18 protein-coding genes are annotated in these 19,834 nt (G+C 54.4%); 5 read left to right on the top strand and 13 right to left on the bottom strand.

Annotated features, from left to right (window positions below; all coding sequences use genetic code 11):
* The 5 genes from rng to ACT3T7_RS03225 all read right to left on the bottom strand — a co-directional run bounded on the left by rng (position 1) and on the right by ACT3T7_RS03225 (position 4,635).
* Positions 1 to 1,464, bottom strand: a complete 1,464-nt coding sequence (gene rng, locus ACT3T7_RS03245) for a ribonuclease G (protein ID WP_193053815.1) — start codon at positions 1,462 to 1,464, stop codon at positions 1 to 3.
* A gap of 74 nt (positions 1,465 to 1,538) precedes the next feature.
* Positions 1,539 to 2,141: a Maf family protein gene (locus tag ACT3T7_RS03240; RefSeq protein ID WP_444630080.1), complete on the bottom strand. Its 603-nt coding sequence runs from the start codon at positions 2,139 to 2,141 to the stop codon at positions 1,539 to 1,541.
* A 2-nt stretch (positions 2,142 to 2,143) separates the two neighbouring features.
* A complete protein-coding gene (gene mreD / locus ACT3T7_RS03235) occupies positions 2,144 to 2,632 on the bottom strand; it encodes a rod shape-determining protein MreD (RefSeq protein WP_444630079.1) in 489 nt (162 codons plus the stop codon).
* Positions 2,632 to 3,573 (bottom strand): rod shape-determining protein MreC, encoded by a 942-nt coding sequence (gene mreC, locus ACT3T7_RS03230; RefSeq protein WP_444630078.1) that lies wholly within the window; start codon positions 3,571 to 3,573, stop codon positions 2,632 to 2,634. The genes mreD and mreC overlap by 1 nt, the downstream gene beginning before the upstream one ends.
* Positions 3,574 to 3,597: 24 nt before the next feature.
* On the bottom strand, positions 3,598 to 4,635 hold the full coding sequence (locus tag ACT3T7_RS03225; RefSeq protein WP_172116298.1) for a rod shape-determining protein: 1,038 nt from the start codon (positions 4,633 to 4,635) through the stop codon (positions 3,598 to 3,600).
* A gap of 234 nt (positions 4,636 to 4,869) precedes the next feature.
* Here ACT3T7_RS03225 and gatC point away from each other — a divergent pair, with 234 nt between their 5' ends.
* From gatC to gatB, 3 genes are all read left to right on the top strand, one after another.
* Positions 4,870 to 5,157: an Asp-tRNA(Asn)/Glu-tRNA(Gln) amidotransferase subunit GatC gene (gene gatC / locus ACT3T7_RS03220; protein WP_087109458.1), complete on the top strand. Its 288-nt coding sequence runs from the start codon at positions 4,870 to 4,872 to the stop codon at positions 5,155 to 5,157.
* A gap of 76 nt (positions 5,158 to 5,233) precedes the next feature.
* Entirely contained in the window at positions 5,234 to 6,694 is a 1,461-nt protein-coding gene (gene gatA / locus ACT3T7_RS03215) for an Asp-tRNA(Asn)/Glu-tRNA(Gln) amidotransferase subunit GatA (protein WP_172116297.1), read from the top strand.
* On the top strand, positions 6,694 to 8,148 hold the full coding sequence (gene gatB, locus ACT3T7_RS03210; RefSeq protein ID WP_172116296.1) for an Asp-tRNA(Asn)/Glu-tRNA(Gln) amidotransferase subunit GatB: 1,455 nt from the start codon (positions 6,694 to 6,696) through the stop codon (positions 8,146 to 8,148). Before gatA ends, gatB begins: the two co-directional genes overlap by 1 nt.
* Positions 8,149 to 8,225: 77 nt before the next feature.
* On the opposite strand, the gene sixA is transcribed toward gatB, so the two are convergent.
* The 4 genes from sixA to ACT3T7_RS03190 form a co-directional block, all read right to left on the bottom strand.
* A complete protein-coding gene (gene sixA / locus ACT3T7_RS03205) occupies positions 8,226 to 8,708 on the bottom strand; it encodes a phosphohistidine phosphatase SixA (protein WP_444630077.1) in 483 nt (160 codons plus the stop codon).
* Positions 8,701 to 9,768, bottom strand: coding sequence for an NAD(P)H-dependent glycerol-3-phosphate dehydrogenase (locus tag ACT3T7_RS03200; protein WP_441677023.1), 1,068 nt, complete (start codon positions 9,766 to 9,768; stop codon positions 8,701 to 8,703). Before ACT3T7_RS03200 ends, sixA begins: the two co-directional genes overlap by 8 nt.
* A 101-nt stretch (positions 9,769 to 9,869) precedes the next feature.
* Positions 9,870 to 11,774: a molecular chaperone HtpG gene (gene htpG, locus ACT3T7_RS03195; protein WP_444630076.1), complete on the bottom strand. Its 1,905-nt coding sequence runs from the start codon at positions 11,772 to 11,774 to the stop codon at positions 9,870 to 9,872.
* Positions 11,775 to 11,876: 102 nt separating this feature from the next.
* The gene (locus ACT3T7_RS03190; RefSeq protein WP_193053822.1) at positions 11,877 to 12,224 is read right to left on the bottom strand and encodes a YkvA family protein; all 348 of its coding nucleotides are present in this window, start codon (positions 12,222 to 12,224) and stop codon (positions 11,877 to 11,879) included.
* A 101-nt stretch (positions 12,225 to 12,325) separates the two neighbouring features.
* Here ACT3T7_RS03190 and ACT3T7_RS03185 point away from each other — a divergent pair, with 101 nt between their 5' ends.
* A complete protein-coding gene (locus ACT3T7_RS03185) occupies positions 12,326 to 14,275 on the top strand; it encodes a transglycosylase SLT domain-containing protein (RefSeq protein WP_444630075.1) in 1,950 nt (649 codons plus the stop codon).
* 55 nt (positions 14,276 to 14,330) lie between these two features.
* On the opposite strand, the gene ACT3T7_RS03180 is transcribed toward ACT3T7_RS03185, so the two are convergent.
* Positions 14,331 to 14,987, bottom strand: a complete 657-nt coding sequence (locus tag ACT3T7_RS03180) for a LysE family translocator (protein ID WP_444630074.1) — start codon at positions 14,985 to 14,987, stop codon at positions 14,331 to 14,333.
* Between the two features lie 135 nt (positions 14,988 to 15,122).
* Here ACT3T7_RS03180 and ACT3T7_RS03175 point away from each other — a divergent pair, with 135 nt between their 5' ends.
* The gene (locus ACT3T7_RS03175; protein ID WP_018915713.1) at positions 15,123 to 15,326 is read left to right on the top strand and encodes a cold-shock protein; all 204 of its coding nucleotides are present in this window, start codon (positions 15,123 to 15,125) and stop codon (positions 15,324 to 15,326) included.
* 61 nt (positions 15,327 to 15,387) lie between these two features.
* Here ACT3T7_RS03175 and ACT3T7_RS03170 read toward each other — a convergent pair whose 3' ends face one another.
* The 3 genes from ACT3T7_RS03170 to pepN are packed head-to-tail and all read right to left on the bottom strand — an operon-like array spanning position 15,388 to position 19,812.
* Positions 15,388 to 16,140, bottom strand: a complete 753-nt coding sequence (locus ACT3T7_RS03170; RefSeq protein ID WP_444630073.1) for a hypothetical protein — start codon at positions 16,138 to 16,140, stop codon at positions 15,388 to 15,390.
* 43 nt (positions 16,141 to 16,183) lie between these two features.
* Entirely contained in the window at positions 16,184 to 17,143 is a 960-nt protein-coding gene (yegS, locus tag ACT3T7_RS03165) for a lipid kinase YegS (protein WP_444630072.1), read from the bottom strand.
* 38 nt (positions 17,144 to 17,181) lie between these two features.
* A complete protein-coding gene (gene pepN / locus ACT3T7_RS03160) occupies positions 17,182 to 19,812 on the bottom strand; it encodes an aminopeptidase N (protein ID WP_444630071.1) in 2,631 nt (876 codons plus the stop codon).
* Positions 19,813 to 19,834 lie beyond the last annotated feature (22 nt).

The raw sequence follows: 19,834 nt of genomic DNA, 5'->3' as shown, positions 1-19,834 counted from the left end.
TCACATCAACACAATGTCGTACTGCTCTTGTGAGTAGTGTTGCTCCACCTGAAAACGAATCGTTTTATTAATAAACGTTTCCAAGTCTGCCACTGCCGCCGACTCCTCATCCAGCAGCCTATCAACGACGGCCTGGGAAGCAAGCACGGTATACGTTTCAGGGCTATAGGCGCGTTCTTCACGCAGAATCTCGCGGAAGATCTCGTAGCACACCGTTTCAGGGGTTTTGAGCGTGCCGCGTCCGCTACAGGTAGGACAGGCATCGCACAACGTTTGCTCAAGGCTCTCACGAGTACGCTTGCGCGTCAGTTGCACAAGCCCTAACTCGGTAACACCGGTGCATTTGGTCTTGGCATGATCACGCTCCAGCGCTTTTTCAAGCACACGAATAACCTGGCGCTGATGCTCTACCTCCGCCATATCGATAAAATCGATGATGATAATACCGCCCAGATTGCGTAACCGAAGCTGGCGGGCAATGGCCGTTGCTGCCTCAAGGTTGGTCTTGAAAATGGTCTCTTCGAGGTTGCGGTGCCCAACGTACCCCCCCGTATTGACATCAATTGTTGTCATCGCCTCGGTCGGGTCAATGACCAGATATCCGCCTGACTTCAGTTGCACCTTGCGGCCCAGCGCCTTCTGAATCTCATCTTCTACACTATAGAGATCAAAAATGGGCCGCTCGCCTGGGTAGTACTCAATTCTATCCACGGCATAGGGCATAAACTCTTCGGCAAATTCGACCAGCTTGACAAAATTTTCCCGAGAATCGATACGCACTTTCTCGATGTCATCACGCATCACATCCCGCAAGGTACGCATAAACAGCGGCAAGTCGTCGTAAATGACGTTGGACGGCGCCGCGCTAATTTTGCGTTCGGTAACTTTACGCCAGATACGCAGCAAAAAGTGCATATCGCCCGCCAGTTCCTCATCGCCGACGCCTTCAGCGGCCGTGCGTACGATAAAGCCGCCGGTCACTTCCAATGTTTGCTCAGTAATGCTGCTATCCAGCAGGGCCTTCAGGCGCTCGCGTTCACGCTCATCTTCAATGCGCTGCGAAACCCCATGATGAGGAGAGTCGGGCATATACACCAGGTAACGAGAGGGAATAGAGAGGTGCGTGGTAAGACGCGCCCCTTTCGTACCAATGGGGTCCTTGGTTACCTGTACGACCAGCGCTTGCCCCTCGTGCAATAATTGCCCAATGGTTTGCTGCTCATCAACGGGCGTCCCGGAGGGCATAACTTCATGGGCATGGATAAACGCCGCGCGCTCAAGGCCAATATCGACAAAGGCAGCCTGCATGCCAGGCAATACGCGAACCACTTTGCCTTTGTAGATATTACCTACAATGCCACGTCGCCGTGAGCGCTCTATAAGCGCCTCTTGCAAAACGCCATTTTCAACGAGCGCAACCCGTGTTTCCATGGGCGTTAAATTGATGAGGACTTCACCGCTCATGCAAAATTCCTTCTCGGTTCACGTATATCACACCCGTTACAGGGGGCATGAGACGACGAATAAGTGTGCGAGTATTAATGCCCCATCCAAATAGGCACTCCCTGCTGGCCAAGCAACTGCGCCGTTTCATAAAGCGGCAAACCCACAACGGCAGAGTGGCTACCCTTGATTTCTTCGACAAAAATGGCGGCCAAGCCTTGTATGGCATATCCGCCCGCCTTGTCCGCTGGCTCACCCGTTAACCAGTAATCGCTAATTTCCTGAGCGGTGATCTGTCGCATCTTGACGTCCGTCGTTACGCAACAACACAGCACCCCCTTGGGCCCTGTAACAGCCACCGCCGTCAGCACCTGATGTGTCCGATTCGACAACTGCCTCAGCATGGCGGCGGCATCTTCTGCATTAACCGGCTTGCCCAGAATAGTACCGTCTACCACTACGGCGGTATCCGACCCAAGCACCGGTAACAGCGTCTTCGGCGCAGCGGCCAAGGCCTTGGCAACCGCAAGACGCTTTACATAAGCCGCTGCTGACTCTCCCTGTTTCGGCGTTTCATCTACATCGCTGGGTATAACACTCACCGTCACCCCAATGGACGCCAGCAGGTCTCGCCGCCTGGGTGAAGCAGACGCTAAACAAAGCAGGGGCGATGATGTAGTAGCCAGTGTTGACTGCATGCCTAAGACCCCAGTAAGCGTCTTTCCAGTGCCTTAAACATGGTAGCTAACCATGGCCATAAAAAGGCACTGATTAACGCCGACATCAGGAAAGAGAGGTGTATTGAGAACTCCCCGGTTAAGGTACGTAACCACTGTTCGACTAACTGCACCAGGCCAAGCAGCACCAGCACCAATAGCGACTGTTGAACCAGTGAATACGCTCGAAAGCGCGGATACACCAGGGCGCATAGAAACGCTAATAACGACAATATCAGCGCATGTTGGCCAAGCGCCGTTCCCTCTATCAGGTCAAGCAGCAGCCCAAGCACAAAGCCATGGAAGACACCGACTCGGTCAGGTGAACGCATACACCAGTAAATCAGCATCAGCCCGATCCATTCAGGCCGATAAACTTGCCACCCCTCGGCCAGTGGCATGACTTGCAAACACAGCGCCAGAATCAAGCTAAACCACACCACTACCAAAGGTACAACAGGTGCGCGCGCCATTAGCGAACCTCCTGAGGGTCAGCAGGTACCGTTGGCGCAAGGCGCTGGGCTGCATGTATCGCGCTGGCTGAGATATCCATGGACTCATCCCAAATTGAATCTTCGATGTCTTCGCGCGGCGGTGGGAAAAGCAGCAAGAAATGACGAGCACGCTGCAACTGGGCAGTAGGTTCAGCCGTTACATGCGCAAATGGCTGACCGGGGTCATGATAAACGTTGGTAACGCGCGCAACGGGGTATCCCGGCGGAAAACGACCGGCAATCCCTGAGGTGGTGAGCAAATCGCCTTCCCGAATATCCGCCGTGTCTGGCACGTGTAATACATTGACGCTGCCATAGCGACCAGCCCCCTGGACAATAAAGCGCAATCCGTTACGGTTAATCTGAACAGGCAGCGCGTGGCTTGCATCTGCCAGCAACAGCACACGACTAGAGTACGCTGAAACGGCTGTCACTTGGCCTACCAGCCCCGACGCATCAATCACAGGCTGCCCAACATACGCCCCGTTACGATGCCCACGATCAACCACCATTTGATGGCTAAACGGGTCATTATCCAGGGAAAGCAGCTCTGCACTGATATAAGGAATTTGGCGCCGTTCTGCGGCGTTTAATAGATGACGAAGCTCGGTATTTTCAGCCGTCAGGTTGGCCATGCGCTGCCCACGATGAGACAGCGTCAGAATTTGTTCGCGCAGTCGGCGGTTTTCGTCCACCAATGCCTGCTGATCAGACAGCGCGAGCGCGCCCCAATTCAATAGATCGCTAGGCACGCTAACAATCCATTGAACAGGCGCAACAACCATCGTCATTTGGGCGCGCACGCCTTCCATGCGTGTAAATCGGTGGTCGGCAAACATCAAGGCGCTTGCCGCCAGCACGCAGAAAAACAGCCGGTAGCCCGGCAGCGACCCGTGTGAAAATAGCGGTTTAATAGGCAATCCCCCGCGATAAACCGCTAAAAATCAGTCGCTTGAGAGCAGCTCAAAAGTGTGCTGATCGATCATTTCAAGCGCTTTACCGCCGCCTCTTGCCACACAGGTAAGTGGGTCTTCGGCCACGATGACCGGCAATCCCGTCTCTTCAGCAATCAGCTTATCGAGGTCGCGCAGCAACGCGCCACCGCCTGTTAACACCAAACCGCGCTCCGCAATATCAGAAGCAAGCTCTGGGGGCGACTGCTCAAGTGCGCTTTTAATAGCGGCGACAATCGAGCCAAGCGTTTCCTGCAGCGCTTCCAGAATCTCGTGCGAGTTCAACGTGAAGCTGCGCGGTATACCTTCCGCTAAATTACGCCCACGGACGTCGATTTCACGCAGCTCACCACCGGGGTAGGCGCAACCAATCTCTTCCTTGATTCGCTCAGCCGTGGCTTCACCAATCAAGCTGCCATAGTGGCGGCGCACGTACGCGGTGATCGCCTCATCAAAACGATCACCGCCTACGCGGATCGATTCTGAGTAGACCACGCCATTAAGCGAAATAATGGCAATTTCGGTGGTACCACCACCAATATCTACCACCATCGAACCTTGCGCTTCCTCAACTGGCAGCCCAGCGCCAATCGCAGCAGCCATTGGCTCTTCGATCAGGAACACTTCACGGGCGCCAGCCCCTTCAGCCGATTCACGGATCGCTCGCCGTTCAACCTGCGTTGACATGCACGGTACGCATACCAGTACGCGCGGGCTAGGCGTCAGAAAGGTGCTTTGGTGCACTTTACGAATAAAGTGCTGAAGCATCTGCTCGGTGACCGTAAAGTCGGCGATGACGCCGTCTTTCATGGGCCGGATGGCGGTAATATTGCCAGGCGTACGTCCCAGCATGCGCTTTGCGTCGGCACCTACCGATGCCACGCTACGCATACTGCCAGACTGGCGAATGGCGACAACGGACGGTTCATCGAGCACGATGCCACGACCGCGAACATAAATCAGTGTGTTGGCCGTACCCAGATCGATCGACAGATCGCTGGAAAACAGCCCCCTCAAACGTTTGAACATGGATGTTGTTACCTAGTGCAGACCGGGAACCCTGTGCGGATGCAAACGGTATCACCGCAACCCCTTGGCAGCAAGCACGAGTCGCGCTGAACACTGCCCGCGGAGGTCAAAATGTGCTACCTTTTGCGGCTATTTTCCACGTCTGCTACACAAGACGTTTTTTTCGATGACTGATTGTATACCGTATAACGCGGAATATGTTCCATCTCACGTTTTAGCGAGGAATTTTCGATCATGGCGCTTGAAGAATCTCATGTGCGCCGGGCTGCGCACCTGGCCCGACTCGCCGTCAGCGATGACCAGGCTATTGGCTTTGTAGACGATCTAAGCCGCATTTTGGACATGGTCGACCAATTACAAAGCATTGATACAGAGGGAGTTTCTCCGCTTTCACACCCATTGGATGCCACCCAGCGCCTGCGTGCGGACGAAGTAACCGAAACCAACCAGCGCGACACCTTTCAGCGTTGTGCTCCGGCAGTGGAAAACGGCCTATATCTGGTCCCCCGCGTCGTTGAGTAAGAAAGCCGTGTTTTTAAGGCTGTTTTAATGACGGTTTCCACACTTTTCATACGTTCTCGAACGGAGCTTTCGGGTCATGCTTGATAAAACGTTAACGCAACTCGCTGCCGCCTTAAAAAGTGGTGAGTTTTCCAGCCGCGAGTTAACCTCGCACTATTTACAAAAAATTGAAAAAGCTGATAGCAAGATCAACAGCTTTATTACCGTGACCGCTGAACAGGCGCTTAATCAGGCCGAAGCGGCCGATAAAGCACGCGCAGCGGGTAATGCCGGGCTGCTTACCGGCATTCCTTTGGCGTTAAAAGATATTTTTTGTACACGCGATGTAAAAACCAGCTGTGGCTCCAAAATGCTGGATAACTTCATCGCGCCGTATGATGCCACCGTCGTAGAGAAGCTTAATGCGGCCGGCACCATCAGCCTGGGTAAAACCAATATGGATGAGTTCGCCATGGGCTCCTCCAATGAGAATAGCTACTACGGTGCGGTTAAAAACCCTTGGGATTCAACCGCTGTTCCCGGCGGCAGTTCCGGCGGAAGCGCTGCTGCAGTCGCTGCCGGCCTTGTGCCTGCGGCCATGGGTACCGATACCGGCGGCTCTATTCGCCAGCCGGCGGCTTTTTGCGGCATTACGGGGTTGAAGCCCACTTACGGGCGCGTTTCGCGCTACGGCATCATTGCCTACGCATCCAGCCTGGACCAGGCAGGCCCCATGGCCCGCTCGGCTTCTGACTGCGCGCATTTGATGAACGTGATTGCGGGTCACGACGTACGCGACTCCACCAGCGTCGCCCGCGGTGTGCCGGACTACACCGAAACCCTCAATGCGCCGCTTTCAGGTCTAAAAATCGGCCTACCAAAAGAGTATTTTGGTGATGGGCTAGACCCCGAGGTCGAAAAAGCCGTGCGTGATGCGGTAAGCGTGTATGAGTCACTGGGTGCGACGGTACGCGAAGTGAGCCTTCCGCATACTCACTATGCGATTCCGGCCTACTACGTCATCGCCCCTGCGGAAGCTTCCTCCAACCTGTCGCGCTATGACGGCGTGCGCTTTGGTCACCGCTGCAACGAGCCGGTCGATTTAGTCGATCTTTACATGCGCAGCCGTGCCGAAGGCTTCGGTGAAGAGGTCAAACGACGCATTCTGATTGGCACGCATACTCTTTCAGAAGGCTTTTTTGACGCCTACTACACCAAAGCGCAGAAAGTTCGCCGCTTGATTCGCCAGGACTTTTTAGACGCGTTTGAAGATGTTGACGTCTTGATGGGCCCGGCCTCGCCGACTCCGGCCTTTGACCTGGGTGCCAAAAAAGATCCGGTCTCGATGTATCTGCAGGATATTTATACGATTGCCGTGAACCTGGCGGGCATCCCCGGCATCAGCGTACCCGCAGGCTTTGCCGGCGGCCGCCCAGTAGGCTTACAGATTCTGGGTACGCACTTTGCTGAAGCGCAGCTTTTAAATGTGGCGCACCAGTATCAACAAGCGACCGACTGGCACCTTCAACTTCCTGCTATTGCCGAGGAGCACGCCTAATGCAATGGGAAACCGTAATTGGGCTGGAAGTCCACGTTCAGCTCGCTACCCGCTCCAAGATTTTCTCTGGTGCTTCTACCGCGTTTGGCGCCGAGCCAAATACCCAGGCATGCGCGGTTGATTTGGGCCTTCCAGGAACGCTGCCTGTGCTCAACGAGCAGGCCGTGGCCATGGCCGTTCAGTTTGGTCTAGCGGTCCATGCGGATATTGCTGAAGTATCGGTATTTGATCGTAAAAACTACTTCTACGCGGACCTACCCAAAGGCTATCAAACCAGCCAGATGTATCAGCCCATAGTGGGCCCTGGTGACGTGGAAATTACCCTGGATGACGATACTACCAAGCGTATTCGCATTCACCATGCGCACCTGGAAGAAGACGCTGGAAAGTCGCTGCACGAAGACTTTTTAGGCATGACCGGCATCGATTTAAACCGTGCAGGCACTCCGCTGCTAGAGATCGTTTCCGAGCCGGATATGCGCAGCGCCAAAGAAGCCGCCGCGTATCTTAAAGCGATCCACTCCATCGTTACGTATCTGGGCATTTCCGACGGCAATATGGCCGAAGGCTCAATGCGCTGCGATGTGAACGTGTCTGTGCGCCCGAAAGGCCAGGAAGCCTTTGGCACCCGGGCAGAGATCAAAAACGTTAACTCGTTCCGCTTTGTCGAGCGGGCGATTGCGTTTGAAGTAGAGCGCCAGATTGAGCTCATCGAAGACGGTGGCACCGTTGTCCAGGAAACACGCCTGTTTGATCCTGAGCGCGATGAAACCCGCAGCATGCGGACCAAAGAGGAAGCCAACGACTACCGCTACTTCCCCTGCCCCGACCTACTCCCCGTCGTACTTGATAACGCTTACCTGGACCACTTACGCAGCCAGTTGCCTGAACTGCCCGCCGACAAGCGTGAGCGCTTCAAGAGTGAGCTAGGCCTTTCTGCTTATGACGCCGCGGTGCTGTCTGCCAGCCGTGAAATGGCCGAGTTCTTTGAGGAGGTTCACCAAGGTTGCGGTGATGCCAAGCAGGCCGCAAACTGGGTACAGGGCGAGCTTTCCGGGGCGCTTAACCGTGAGAACCTCGCCATCAACAGCAGCCCGATATCGGCGCGCCAACTGGGCGAGTTACTTAGCCGAGTGATTGACGATACGATCAATGGTAAAGCTGCCAAGCAGGTCTTCCAGGCGCTCTGGAATGGCCAAGGCGAAAGTGCCGACGCCATCATCGAAGCCAAAGGGCTTAAACAGGTTACTGATACCGGCGCGATTGAAGCCATGATCGACCAGGTGATTTCTGAAAGCCCGGCTCAGGTCGCGCAGTATCGCGACGCAGAACCTGAAAAACGCGGCAAGATGATTGGCTACTTTGTGGGTCAGGTAATGAAAGCCTCGCGCGGCACGGCTAACCCCCAGCAGGTTAATGGCGTGTTAAAAGAGAAGCTCGACGCGCTGCTGTAAGCATCAACGTTTGGCTCGTACAGCAACGCGAACGGCGGCCTTGGGGCCGCCGTTTTTATTACTTTAAAACGGTTCTTTCAAGCCAACTGACCTGGCGACATATAACGCGCTAACTGAGCGCAGCCTGCTGCCCATACGTCTGCCTCTAACTCCGCAATGCCCGCGGTGTCGAACCCCAGCCCCTGGCCCGGCCTGCCCTCCACCAGCAGTTCCGTCAGGTTGCCCACCAACGGCATATGGCTGACCAGCATTATCGGCGCGCTGTCTGGCTGTGTTAACAACCAATCGCTTACCTTGGCCGGGTCATCCTCTGGGGTTATAAAGTCCAGCGTGCTTAGCGAACAGCCTAATGCCTCAGCGACAATACGTGCCGTTTGTTGCGCACGGGCGTAGGGGCTTGCATAGAGAACCGGTGCGAAAAGCTCCCCTTTTGCCAAGCGTGCAGCCAGCCATTGCGCCATCATGGCGGCTTCGCGCTCCCCCTGCGGGGTGAGCAGCCGTTTGCTATCCGGAAAGCCGGGCGCGGCTTCTCCGTGGCGCATAATGAATAAGCTACTCATGCCAGCCTCGATTATCCAAATGGGCCTGCTGAACTGCCTCGCGGGGCAGAATAAATTCTACATCACTGCTCTGCTCGCCCATCATCAGCGTACGCGCCATCTCCTGGGCAGGCACACCGCCGAAGAGAACATGGGAGAGGCCTTCGGCAAGCGGCATATATACGCCCATTTCCTGCGCCTTGGCGCACACCAGCTTAACCGTATTGACACCTTCAGCCACTTGGCCAAGCGCGGAAACAGCCTCTTCAAGGCTGCGCCCCTCGCCCATGGCATACCCCACGCGATAATTACGCGACAGGTTCGACGAGCAGGTCACAATCAAGTCGCCCACCCCGGCAAGGCCAAGGAATGTCATGGGGTTAGCCCCCTGGGCCACGGCAAAGCGGCTCATTTCAGCCAGCGCCCGAGTCATTAGCATGCTGCGGGTATTTTCCCCCATCCCCAACGCAGCGGCCATGCCCGCCGCAATGGCATAAATATTCTTAAGTGCACCGCCCAATTCCACCCCGTGGCGATCATTGCTGGCATAAACACGAAAGTAGCGACAGCCCAATGCTTGCTGCACACGGGTGCGCGTTAGCGCATCGGCACTGGCAATCACTGTCGCCGTTAGCTGCTTATCGGCTATTTCCGAGGCCAGGTTGGGGCCTGCGATGACGCCAATATGGGAAAAACCGGTTTCATCCGCTAACACCTGACTCATCAGCAGAAAGCTATCCGGTTCAATACCTTTGGTGGTACTGACCAGAATTTGACTGGCCTTTAGCCAAGGTTTCGCGGCCTGCACCACGCTTCGAAACGCCTTTGAGGGAATGGCGATAAGCACAAGCTCGGCATCGTCCAGCACCGTGTGCAGGTCCGTTGAGGCTTGAACGGCAGGATTCATCGCATAGTGCGGCAAGTAGCGACCGTTACGGTGCTCTTGATTAATTTGTGCGACCAGCGCTTCGTCTCGCATCCATTGACGCACATGGGCACCGTTATCCGCCGCGATGCTGGCAAGCGCCGTACCGAAACTGCCACCTCCCAGCACCGCGACCTTGATTTGCTGCTCAGCCATAAGGATGTCCTGAATAAATCACGCGAAAAGTAACAGCTACTTTATCAAAACAAACGGCCCGCTTGGGAATCCAAACGGGCCGTGAGAGGTAACAACGACGATTAAGCGGTCAGTACGCTGTTTAGACGCTTCACATAAGCGGCTGGGTCGTCCAGATGACCGCCCTCGGCGATAATCGCCTGGTCAAGCAGGATATGCGCTAGCTGTGTGAAGATCTCGCCTTCTGCTCCTTCCAGGCGTGTTACCAGCGGGTGCTCCGGGTTGAGTTCTAAAATGGGCTTAACGTCCGGCATTTTTTGCCCGGCGGCTTCCATAATGCGGCGCATTTGAAAGCCCATTTCATGCTCAGGCAGCACGACGCAGGCCGGTGAGTCGGTCAAACGATGGGTAACCTTGACGTCTTGTACACCATCGCTAAGCGCTTCTTTAACACGCTTCAACAGATCTTCTTTTGCCTTGGCGGTCTCTTCCTGAGCTTTTTTCTCGGCTTCGTCTTCGACATCACCAAGGTCCAGCTCGCCTTTGGCAACATCAGCAAAGGATTTACCGTCAAACTCGGTCAGATGGCTCATCAGCCACTCATCAATACGGTCAGACAGCAGCAGAACTTCGATACCTTTCTTGCGGAAGATCTCCAGGTGCGGGCTGTTTTTCGCCGCATTGAAGCTATCTGCTACCACGTAGTAGATCTTCTGCTGGCCTTCTTTCATGCGCTCGACGTAGTCAGCAAGCGATTGATCCTGGGTAGCGGTGTCGCTGTGCGTCGACGCAAAGCGTAAAAGACCGGCGACTTTTTCGCGGTTGGCAAAATCTTCGCCTGGGCCTTCCTTCAGCACGCTGCCGAAGGTGTTCCAAAAGGTTTGGTACTCTTCGCTATCCTTGGAAAGCTTTTTAAGCATATCCAGCGCACGCTTGGTCAGCGCCCCTTTGATCTTGTCGACCTGCGGGTCCTGCTGCAAAAGCTCGCGGGAAACGTTGAGCGACAGATCGCGCGTATCCAACACACCTTTGATAAAGCGCAGATAGAGCGGCAGGAACTGTTCAGCATCATCCATGATAAATACGCGCTGCACATAAAGCTTAACGCCGCGAGCGCCATCGCGCTCATACATATCAAAAGGCGCCCGGCCCGGCACGTAGAGCAAACTAGTGTACTCAAGCTTGCCCTCTACCTTGTTGTGGCTCCAGGCAAGCGGGTCGCTAAAGTCATGGGCAACGTGCTTATAAAACGCCTTGTACTCGTCATCAGAAACGTCGCTCTTGGGGCGCGCCCAGAGTGCAGTGGCTTCGTTAACGGTTTCCCACGTGGTGACTTCGCTGCCTTCGATGTCGTTGCCTTCATCATCCTTGGCCGTTTCGGTCTTGGGCATGCGCACGGGCACTTCAATATGATCAGAGTACTTGCGCACCAGGTTTTGAAGGCGGTAATCGTCAGCAAACTCTTTAGCGTCTTCTTTCAGATAAAGCGTAATTTCGGTGCCGTGAAGCTCGCGCTCAATATCAGCGACGGTAAACTCACCTTCGCCTTTAGAGCGCCACTCAACGCCTTCAGAGGCGGCCGTCCCGGCTTTGCGGGTACGCACTGCCACTTCGTCAGCCACAATAAAGCCTGAGTAGAAACCTACACCGAACTGGCCGATCAACTTGGCATCTTTTTGCTGCTCGCCTGACATCTGCTTTAAAAACTCAGCGGTGCCTGAGCGGGCGATGGTGCCCAGATTAGCGATAACGTCTTCGCGGTTCATACCAATACCGTTGTCGCGCAACGTAATGGTATTGGCTTCTTTATCGTGCTCAATTTCTACTCGAAGCTCGCTGTCGCCTTCGTACAGCGCATCGTTATCTAGCGCCGCGTAGCGCAGTTTGTCACAGGCATCCGCGGCGTTAGAGATAAGCTCACGCAGGAAAATCTCCCGGTTGGAATACAGGGAGTGAATCATCAGGTTGAGAAGCTGCTTAACTTCTGTTTGAAAGCCTAACGTTTCTTCGTGGGTCGCTGTTGACATTCGCCTAGCCCTCATCAATCACGTTTGTTTAGAGTTCCTGCCTCCCAATGAGACAGGAACGAAAAAATGTGTGAGTTGGATATGGGGATAAGCAGAGCGATTTCAAGAAGGTGAGTGTTGAGAAGTAGTGATATCAATATCGCCGTACTTCCAGGCGCGGTAATCTGCCAAGCGCTGGTCAATACGGTTGAGAAGCCAGCCAACGATAATGACATCGTCAATCAGACCTATGAAAACGAGAAAGTCCGGAATTAAATCGAACGGCATTGCAAGGTAGGCAAGCGCCAGCGTCATCATGCCAAAGGCAGCCCAGGGCACAGGCCGAAAGCGACCGCTCAGGACATCAGACGTCATGGGCACAAACAGTTTCAGTGCGCGTCCGATACGTTTTACAGCCCAGAGGCGGGATTTAAGTCGACGAAATAGCCACAACGTGGATAATCGAGCCATCGTAATTGAATCCTCCAAGTGTCACGATTGTCTGAACACTATTTGACCATTTCGTTCACTATTAGCGGTTGCCAATCCGTTAGCGAGAAAGAGAGAAAATTATGCAGGCATCGCCATTCAGATCCCCTTTTCGCACTTTATGCGCGGCAATCCTGGTGGGCTTACCCACTGCCTCATGGGCCGCTTCTGATACCGCTATGCGCGATGCGTTAGAAGCCGCTCGTCAACAACAGTGGAACCACATCGACGAGCGCGCTATTGAAGGTCATGTGCTGAGCGGCTATGTCGACTACCACCGATTACGCAATCAACTACCCAACGTCTCGACGGCCCAAGTACAACGCTTTATTGACCAGCATAACGACTCTCCGCTTTCTGAGTGGCTACTCGGTCAGGCCATTGCCCAGTATGGCCACGCGGGGCGTTATAGCGATTTGCTGGCCGTTGCCGATGGCGAACCTGCAGGCACCGCTCGCCAGTGTTATTACTATACAGCCATACTGGATTCACAGCCCCAGCAGGCCGCAGAGGCAGGCCTTGCACTTTGGCTTGAAGGAAGCTCTCAGCCCGATGCGTGTGACCCCCTGTTTGACCGCCTGCGGGCTAACGGCACGATTGATGCAACGGCTATCTGGGAGCGAAGAATGCTCGCTTGGCAAGCCGGTGAAGATCGTCTCTCAGACTATTTAGACGGGCTGCTCAGTGGCCAGTGGCACACCGCGATTGAAACCGCCGACCAAGTGAATACCAATACCCGCGCGGTCACCTCAGCGCCCGCCTGCCTTGGCCCTGAATGCGCGGCAACCGCCAGTTTCTACAAAGCCGCGATGCAGCGGTTCACCCGTGAAGATACCCCGGCCGCATTGAGTAGCTGGCAAACCATCGCGCCCAACTTGAACCTTCTACCCAGTGATCAGCAAACCATTGAAGAAGAGTTGGCTTTCTATGCACTGGTACGCAATGTACCCGGCGCCTTAGGCTGGGTAGATGACGTTCTTCCCTCGTTGGATAGCGAGCGCGTGCTTGAGCTGCGCGTACGTCGTGCATTGGCAGACCGGCAGTGGCAGGAGGTGATTCACTGGATTGCGGAAATGCCCACCAGCCAACAAGAAAACAGCCGCTGGCAGTACTGGCTGGGGCGTGCCAACGAACAGCTGGGCAGCCAGGAGGCAGCCACCGCTCGCTACCGTCAGGCGGCGACCGACCGCAGCTTTTATGGGTTTGCGGCCGCTGAACAACTTGGCCAGCCTTACCAGCTCAATCTTGAGCGCAATCATTTTGATGAGACTTCACGCGAACGCACTGCACGCCTCCCCGTGGTCCAGCGTACCGAAGCGCTGCTACGCATTGGCGAAGACGGCCTTGCCAATAGCGAATGGCTGTATGCGGTGCAAAACGGCACGCCCCAGCAGGCGCGCGCCCTGGCCGATTATGCGGCCCATCAACAGTGGCATGCACGCCTGGTACAGACCACGATTGCTGGCAGCATGTGGGATGCGCTTGATTGGCGTTTCCCCGAGGCTTACCGGGAGAGCTTTATGCACTGGGGCCACCAAACCGGTGTAGACCCGTATATGCTAATGGCGATTACCCGTCGTGAAAGTGCCTATAACCCGGTAGCGCTCTCTCCAGCAGGCGCTCGCGGTTTGATGCAGTTAATGCCCGGCACGGCAAGCCTGGTAAGCCGCCAACTGGGTATTAGTGACCCAGGGCCTTACGGCATTCTTGACCCTGAACTTAATATTCGCCTGGGCAGCACTTATCTGCGCGACAAGCTGAACCGCTATCAGGGTAACCGACTTGCCGCCGCTGCGGCCTATAATGCTGGCCCTGGGCGTGTTGATCAGTGGCTGGGAAGCGGTATGGAGTCATTTGATCTGTTTGTGGAAAGCATTCCCTTTAAAGAAACACGCGATTATGTGCAGGCGGTGCTTAGCTATCGGGTAATTTTTGAAAGCCTGGCCAACGGTGGTAACAGCGAAGGTGTTTCACTGTTGAGTGATAGTGAACAACAAGTACGTTACGACCGCGCTTTGCTGGCACGTCAATAAGCGTACAAAGGTAATCGCGCTTACTGCCTGGTCAGTTTACTCACCAAGCGCCCAGTTATACTGGGCGCTGCTCCATCGCCAAACGGAGCCCAAACGCGACCAGCACCGCGCCAGTCGCGGCATTTAACACCTGCGCAAAGCGCACGCTGGCGAGCCACTTGCTGGCACCTCCTACCATGAATACCACGCTAATTTGCCAGATATTGGCAATGATAAAGTGGACACCTGCTAGCCACAGGGACTTGACCAACGCCGGATCACCCGGCGCAATAAACTGAGGCAAAAAAGCCATATAAAAAATAATCGTTTTTGGATTCAATACATTGGACAGCAAGCCTTCCTTAATGGGCTGCCAAAGCGGAACAGGAGAAGCAGCACCGATCACCCCTTTGACCGGTAATGGCTGGCCACGCCTTGCGGCTAACAAACTGGTGACCCCTAGCCATACCAGATACCCCGCCCCGACTAACTTTAATAGATGAAATACCCAGGCCGACTGGAGCAGAATCAGTGAAATGCCTAATGCCGAGATGGTCGCGTGTACAAACAGACCGCAGCAGATCGCTAAGCTGGTGGCAATGCCGTCCCGTGTCCCGCCTCGGGCAGTGTTACGGATAACCAGCAAGGTATCCACGCCAGGCGTAATCGACAACAGTGTAATAGCGACCAAAAAGGCCACAAACTGAGAATCCACAAGCTGTATTGACGACATATACGCGGCTCAACAAAAGTTAAGAAACATTAGATTGTTACTGGACGACCCATTTTTTTGCATCTACATTGATTTTGGCGGGCGAATCCTATGCAGGTTCGCTTGATCATTATAAGCACGTTAAGGAAACGACTAATGGCAACTGGCACCGTCAAGTGGTTCAACGATACGAAAGGTTACGGCTTCATCTCACCCGATGATGGCAGTGACGACCTGTTTGCGCACTTCTCCGAAATTCAAGCGGAAGGCTTCAAGACCCTGCAAGATGGTCAAAAAGTCAGCTTTGAGGTAACGCAGGGTAAAAAGGGCCTTCAGGCTTCTAACATCCGCCTTGCTTAATCATGGCCGGATGTAGCGAGGCCCGCCAAGGCGGGCCTTTTTATTGCCTGCTCAACGCGCCTTATTGATGAGTAGCGTTAGCATTATCGTTGTCTGCGTCTTCATTCAGAATAACCCCACGGCTACTACTGCCATTATGTTCACGCTCGATTTCCTGAAACTGCTCTTCAAGACGCTTTTGGGCTTCCTCAAAGCGGCGTTCGGTATCCTCAATCAATGCATCAACATCAGTAGCTTCCCGGTTATCTTCCAAGCGAGGGCTTTCGGGTAGGCTGCTCTGTGTTTCCCACTCATTGGACAATGCTTCTTGCTCAATAGCATCGTACTCTTCGGCTTGTTGTTCAGCTTCTTCAAACTGCTCATTTAAGCGCCGCTGGGCTTCCTGAAAACGCTGTTCAGTCTCTTCAATCATTTGATCGACGTCGGAGCGCGTTGCCTCTCCTGGTAATGCACCACCCTCTTGCAGTATCTCATCAGGGTCCGCCGCCAGAGTGTCTTCGCCTGCTGTTACCTCTTGGGCCTCGGACTCGTCAGCGTTGGCTGCATCATCTTGCATATCATCACGCAGCGCCTCGGCCTGCTCTAGCTCTTCAGCGGCTTGGCGCGCCTCAACGTCATCCTCTATCTCCGCAGGGCTTGGCATATCCGCGGCATTTTCAGCGGCGGCCGACGCCTCTTCCTCTTGTACAACGTCATCATCAGAAACCGACGAAGGCTCATCCGGTGTCACATCAGTCTCTTCTTGAGAGTCGCCACATGCGCTTAGCAATAGTGCCAAGGTGGCAATAACCGGTATCCATAAACGGTTTACCATTAGATTCCCCTTCTTAAATAACGCTTTTAAAGACAGCCTACGATCAGTGTCGGTCATTTGCTGACAGTAACGAGCAACCCTCAGGCAATAAAACGTGCAGCGCCAACGGCACCACTTCAACGCAAAAACGATCATACTGACACATTTCGCCGTCCAGCGTTAAGGGCCAAGCGGGATCATCTTTCTGAGTTGTGACCGTCAGCTCAGTCGCTGTGAAATAGCGTACATACTGCCCATCAGAGGGAAAACTCTGAAGCTCGCTAATCAGCGTCGGCAGTTCCGTTACGGAGCTAAAATCCTTCACCAAAAGAACATCCAAGCGGCCATCATCAAGCTTGGCACGTGGGGCGAGCACCTGTCCGCCGCCTGATTGCCGGCCATTACCTAACGCCAATAACAGCAGCGAGACATCCTGCTCTTTATCGCCCCAGTGAAGCGTGCCACGATAGCTGCGATGCCGCCAGGCTTTAAGCGCCCCCATTAAGGAGTATGCACCTCCGCCTAACAAGCGTTTCAGCGTCTTCGGTGTTGAAGAGGTAATTTCCGCCCCAAATCCGCCCGTGGTCATGTTGACGTAGTACTGAACGACGGTTTTACTATTAGCCTCAGCCGTTACTCGTACGACATCAACAGGGTATGCGCTTAGTGTCATTGCCTCTGCCAGCGCAGGGCTTGGCTCCAACGGTAACCCCGTGGAGGTGGCAAAGTCGTTGGCACTGCCCAGCGGCACAACGCCCAAAGCGGGACGCTTATCATGAGCGACACGCATTAGCCCGTTAACCACTTCGTTAACAGTGCCATCGCCGCCGCAGGCGATGACATGGGTGATGCCCATATCACATGCCTGCTCGGCAAAGAGAGCGGCGTCACCGCCCTCCCATGTTGAGCGCACGGTAATCGGCATCCCTGCCTCACGCTGCTCTTCAACGGCTTCACGCAGTGCCGGGTTCCCGGCTGATTTACCATTTATAATCAGTAAAAAATGCGGTTGTGAGTCGTTCACCAATGGCTTCCCTTTCATGGTTGGAACGCTGGGAGTGCTTACGCCAGCGCTTTTTCAACTACTTCATATACGTTCGAAGATAGCGGCTCTTTTTTGATACGTTCCAACTGCGCATGCATTAAGGCCTGGCGCGCTTCGTCAAAACGCTGCCAGCGTGTTAGCGGGGTAACCAATCGCGCGGCAATTTCCGGGTTTAGTCGATTAAGCTCAATCACCACATCGGCAAGCAGCGCGTAGCCCTTACCATCCAGGCGATGGAAATTAACCCGATTTTGCGTAAAAGCACCCACTAGCGCACGTACTTTGTTTGGGTTCTTGATTGAAAATGCCGGATGCTGCATCAAGAACTCGACACGTTCCAGCACATCAGACTGCGGCCGCGTCACTTGAATCGTAAACCACTGATCCATAACCAGCGAATCATGCGCCCATTTTTCACCAAACGCTTTTAAAGCGGGTGACGACACGTCATCACGTTCGCTATGCACAAGCAGCGTTAGCGCATGGCGAACATCGGTCATATTGTGGTCAGCGGCAAACTGAGCCTGGCAAAATGCAATCGCCTGCTCATCCTCAATCGACATCAAATAGCTAAGCGCTATGTTTTTGAGGCTACGCTGGGCGATTTGCTCAGGCGTTGGCGCGTAAGCCTCCTCCGAGCGATTGGTTTCAAACGTGGCCACAAATTCATCGCGAAGTGCTAACGCCAATGATTGGCGCACAAACTCACGCGCCGCGTGAATCGCATCGACATCGACGATCGGCTGCTGCTCGGCAATGTAGGCTTCAGAAGGTAGGGTTAGCATCTCGGCAAGCACCGCCTTGTCAGACGTCGAGCTTGTCAGCAGCGCTCTAAAGGCTTCCGTAACGCGGCCGTCCATGACTTTTTCAACGCCATTACGATGCGCCGCGATCAGATCGTCCAACGCCAGCATGGCCAAGCGCTGACCGGCATCCCAGCGGTTAAAACCATCACTATCATGGGTGAGCAAAAATGCCAGTTCTTCACGTGAATAGGGGAAATGTAGCTTCACTGGCGCCGAGAAGTCACGCAGCAGTGACGGTACTGGCGCCTCGGCCACATCGGTAAAGACAAAGGTCTGCTCGTTATCGCGCAAATGGATCACCGCATCCTTGCCCAGCACTTCCCCGGCCATGGTCAGCGTTAAGTCCTGACCAGACTTGGTTCCCACCAGCCCCATCCGCACAGGGATATGCAGTGGCTGCTTCTCGGTTTGGCCGGGCGTGGCAGGCGTGCGCTGCCGAAGCGTTAGCCTGTATTCACTATGTACATAGTCGTATTCACCGTGGACATCAATCTCTGGCGTACCTGCCTGCGCGTACCAGCGCATAAATTGATCAAGCGTTTGGCCCGACGCCTCTTCCATACAGCCAACAAAGTCTTCAATGGTGACCGCCTGACCATCAAAGCGCTCAAAGTAGGCATCGGCCCCTTGGCGGAAATTTTCCCACCCCACCAGGTTACACAGCATACGCACTACTTCTGCACCCTTTTCATAAATAGTCAGGGTGTAGAAATTGGTGATTTCAATGTAGTGGTCGGGGCGCACAGGATGCGCAGTGGGCCCTGCATCTTCTGCAAACTGCGCCGTACGGAAAAAAGACACATCTTGAATACGCTTAACCGGCGCCGAGTTGGTATCAGCGGAAAAACACTGATCCCTAAAAACGGTAAAGCCTTCTTTCAGCGATAGCTGGAACCAGTCACGACAGGTCACTCGATTGCCGGACCAGTTATGAAAATATTCGTGGGCCACAATGCCTTCCACGTTTTGAAACGTGGCATCGGTGGCGGTATTGGGATGCGTCAGTACAGCGGCAGAGTTGAAAATATTCAGCCCCTTGTTTTCCATCGCTCCCATATTGAAATCGTTAACGGCCACGATCATAAACAGATCAAGGTCATATTCGCGGCCATAGGTCTGTTCATCCCACGCCATGGAACGTTTGAGCGAAGCCATGGCGTGTTCGGTTTTATCCAGATTTTCCTCTTCTACCCAAATTTGCAGCGTGACATCACGGCCGCTCATGGTAGAAAAGTGGTCCTCAACCTTGTGTAAATCACCCGCTACCAACGCAAACAGGTAGCACGGTTTAGGGTGCGGATCTTCCCACTTCACGAAATGGCGGCCGTTTTCCAATATACCGCTGTCCACGGGGTTGCCGTTGGCCAGCAAAACGGGTTCGTTGTTTTGATCACCAATGACCGTGACGGTAAAGGTGGCCATCACATCCGGGCGGTCTGGGTAGAACGTAATGCGCCGAAAACCTTCCGCTTCACACTGGGTACAGTACATACCACTCGACTGGTAAAGCCCTTCCAGGGCAGTGTTAGCACCAGGCGCAATTTCTACCTCACTTTCAAGGCTGAACGCTGCCGGCACCTGCATAATACGCAGGCTGCCCTCACCCAACTGGTAATCCGCTTCCGCTAGCGGTGTGCCATCAATGACCAACGAGATCAGCGACAACTGCTCGCCATTCAGCACCAGGGGCGTTTGGGCGTCTACGTTTTCGTTACGTTCAATCAACAATCGTGCTTTTACACGGGTGGCAGCAGGGTCAAGATCAAACGTCAGCTCGGTATGGGTGACCTGGTAGGCGGGCGGCTGATAGTCGCTTAAATAAACCGGCTGCGGATCAGACATAGTGCGTTAGCTCCTGTAATAA

This window comes from Halomonas sp. 111 (assembly GCF_052379685.1).
Taxonomy (GTDB): domain Bacteria; phylum Pseudomonadota; class Gammaproteobacteria; order Pseudomonadales; family Halomonadaceae; genus Vreelandella; species Vreelandella citrativorans.
This window is presented reverse-complemented; position numbering and strand designations above follow the sequence as displayed.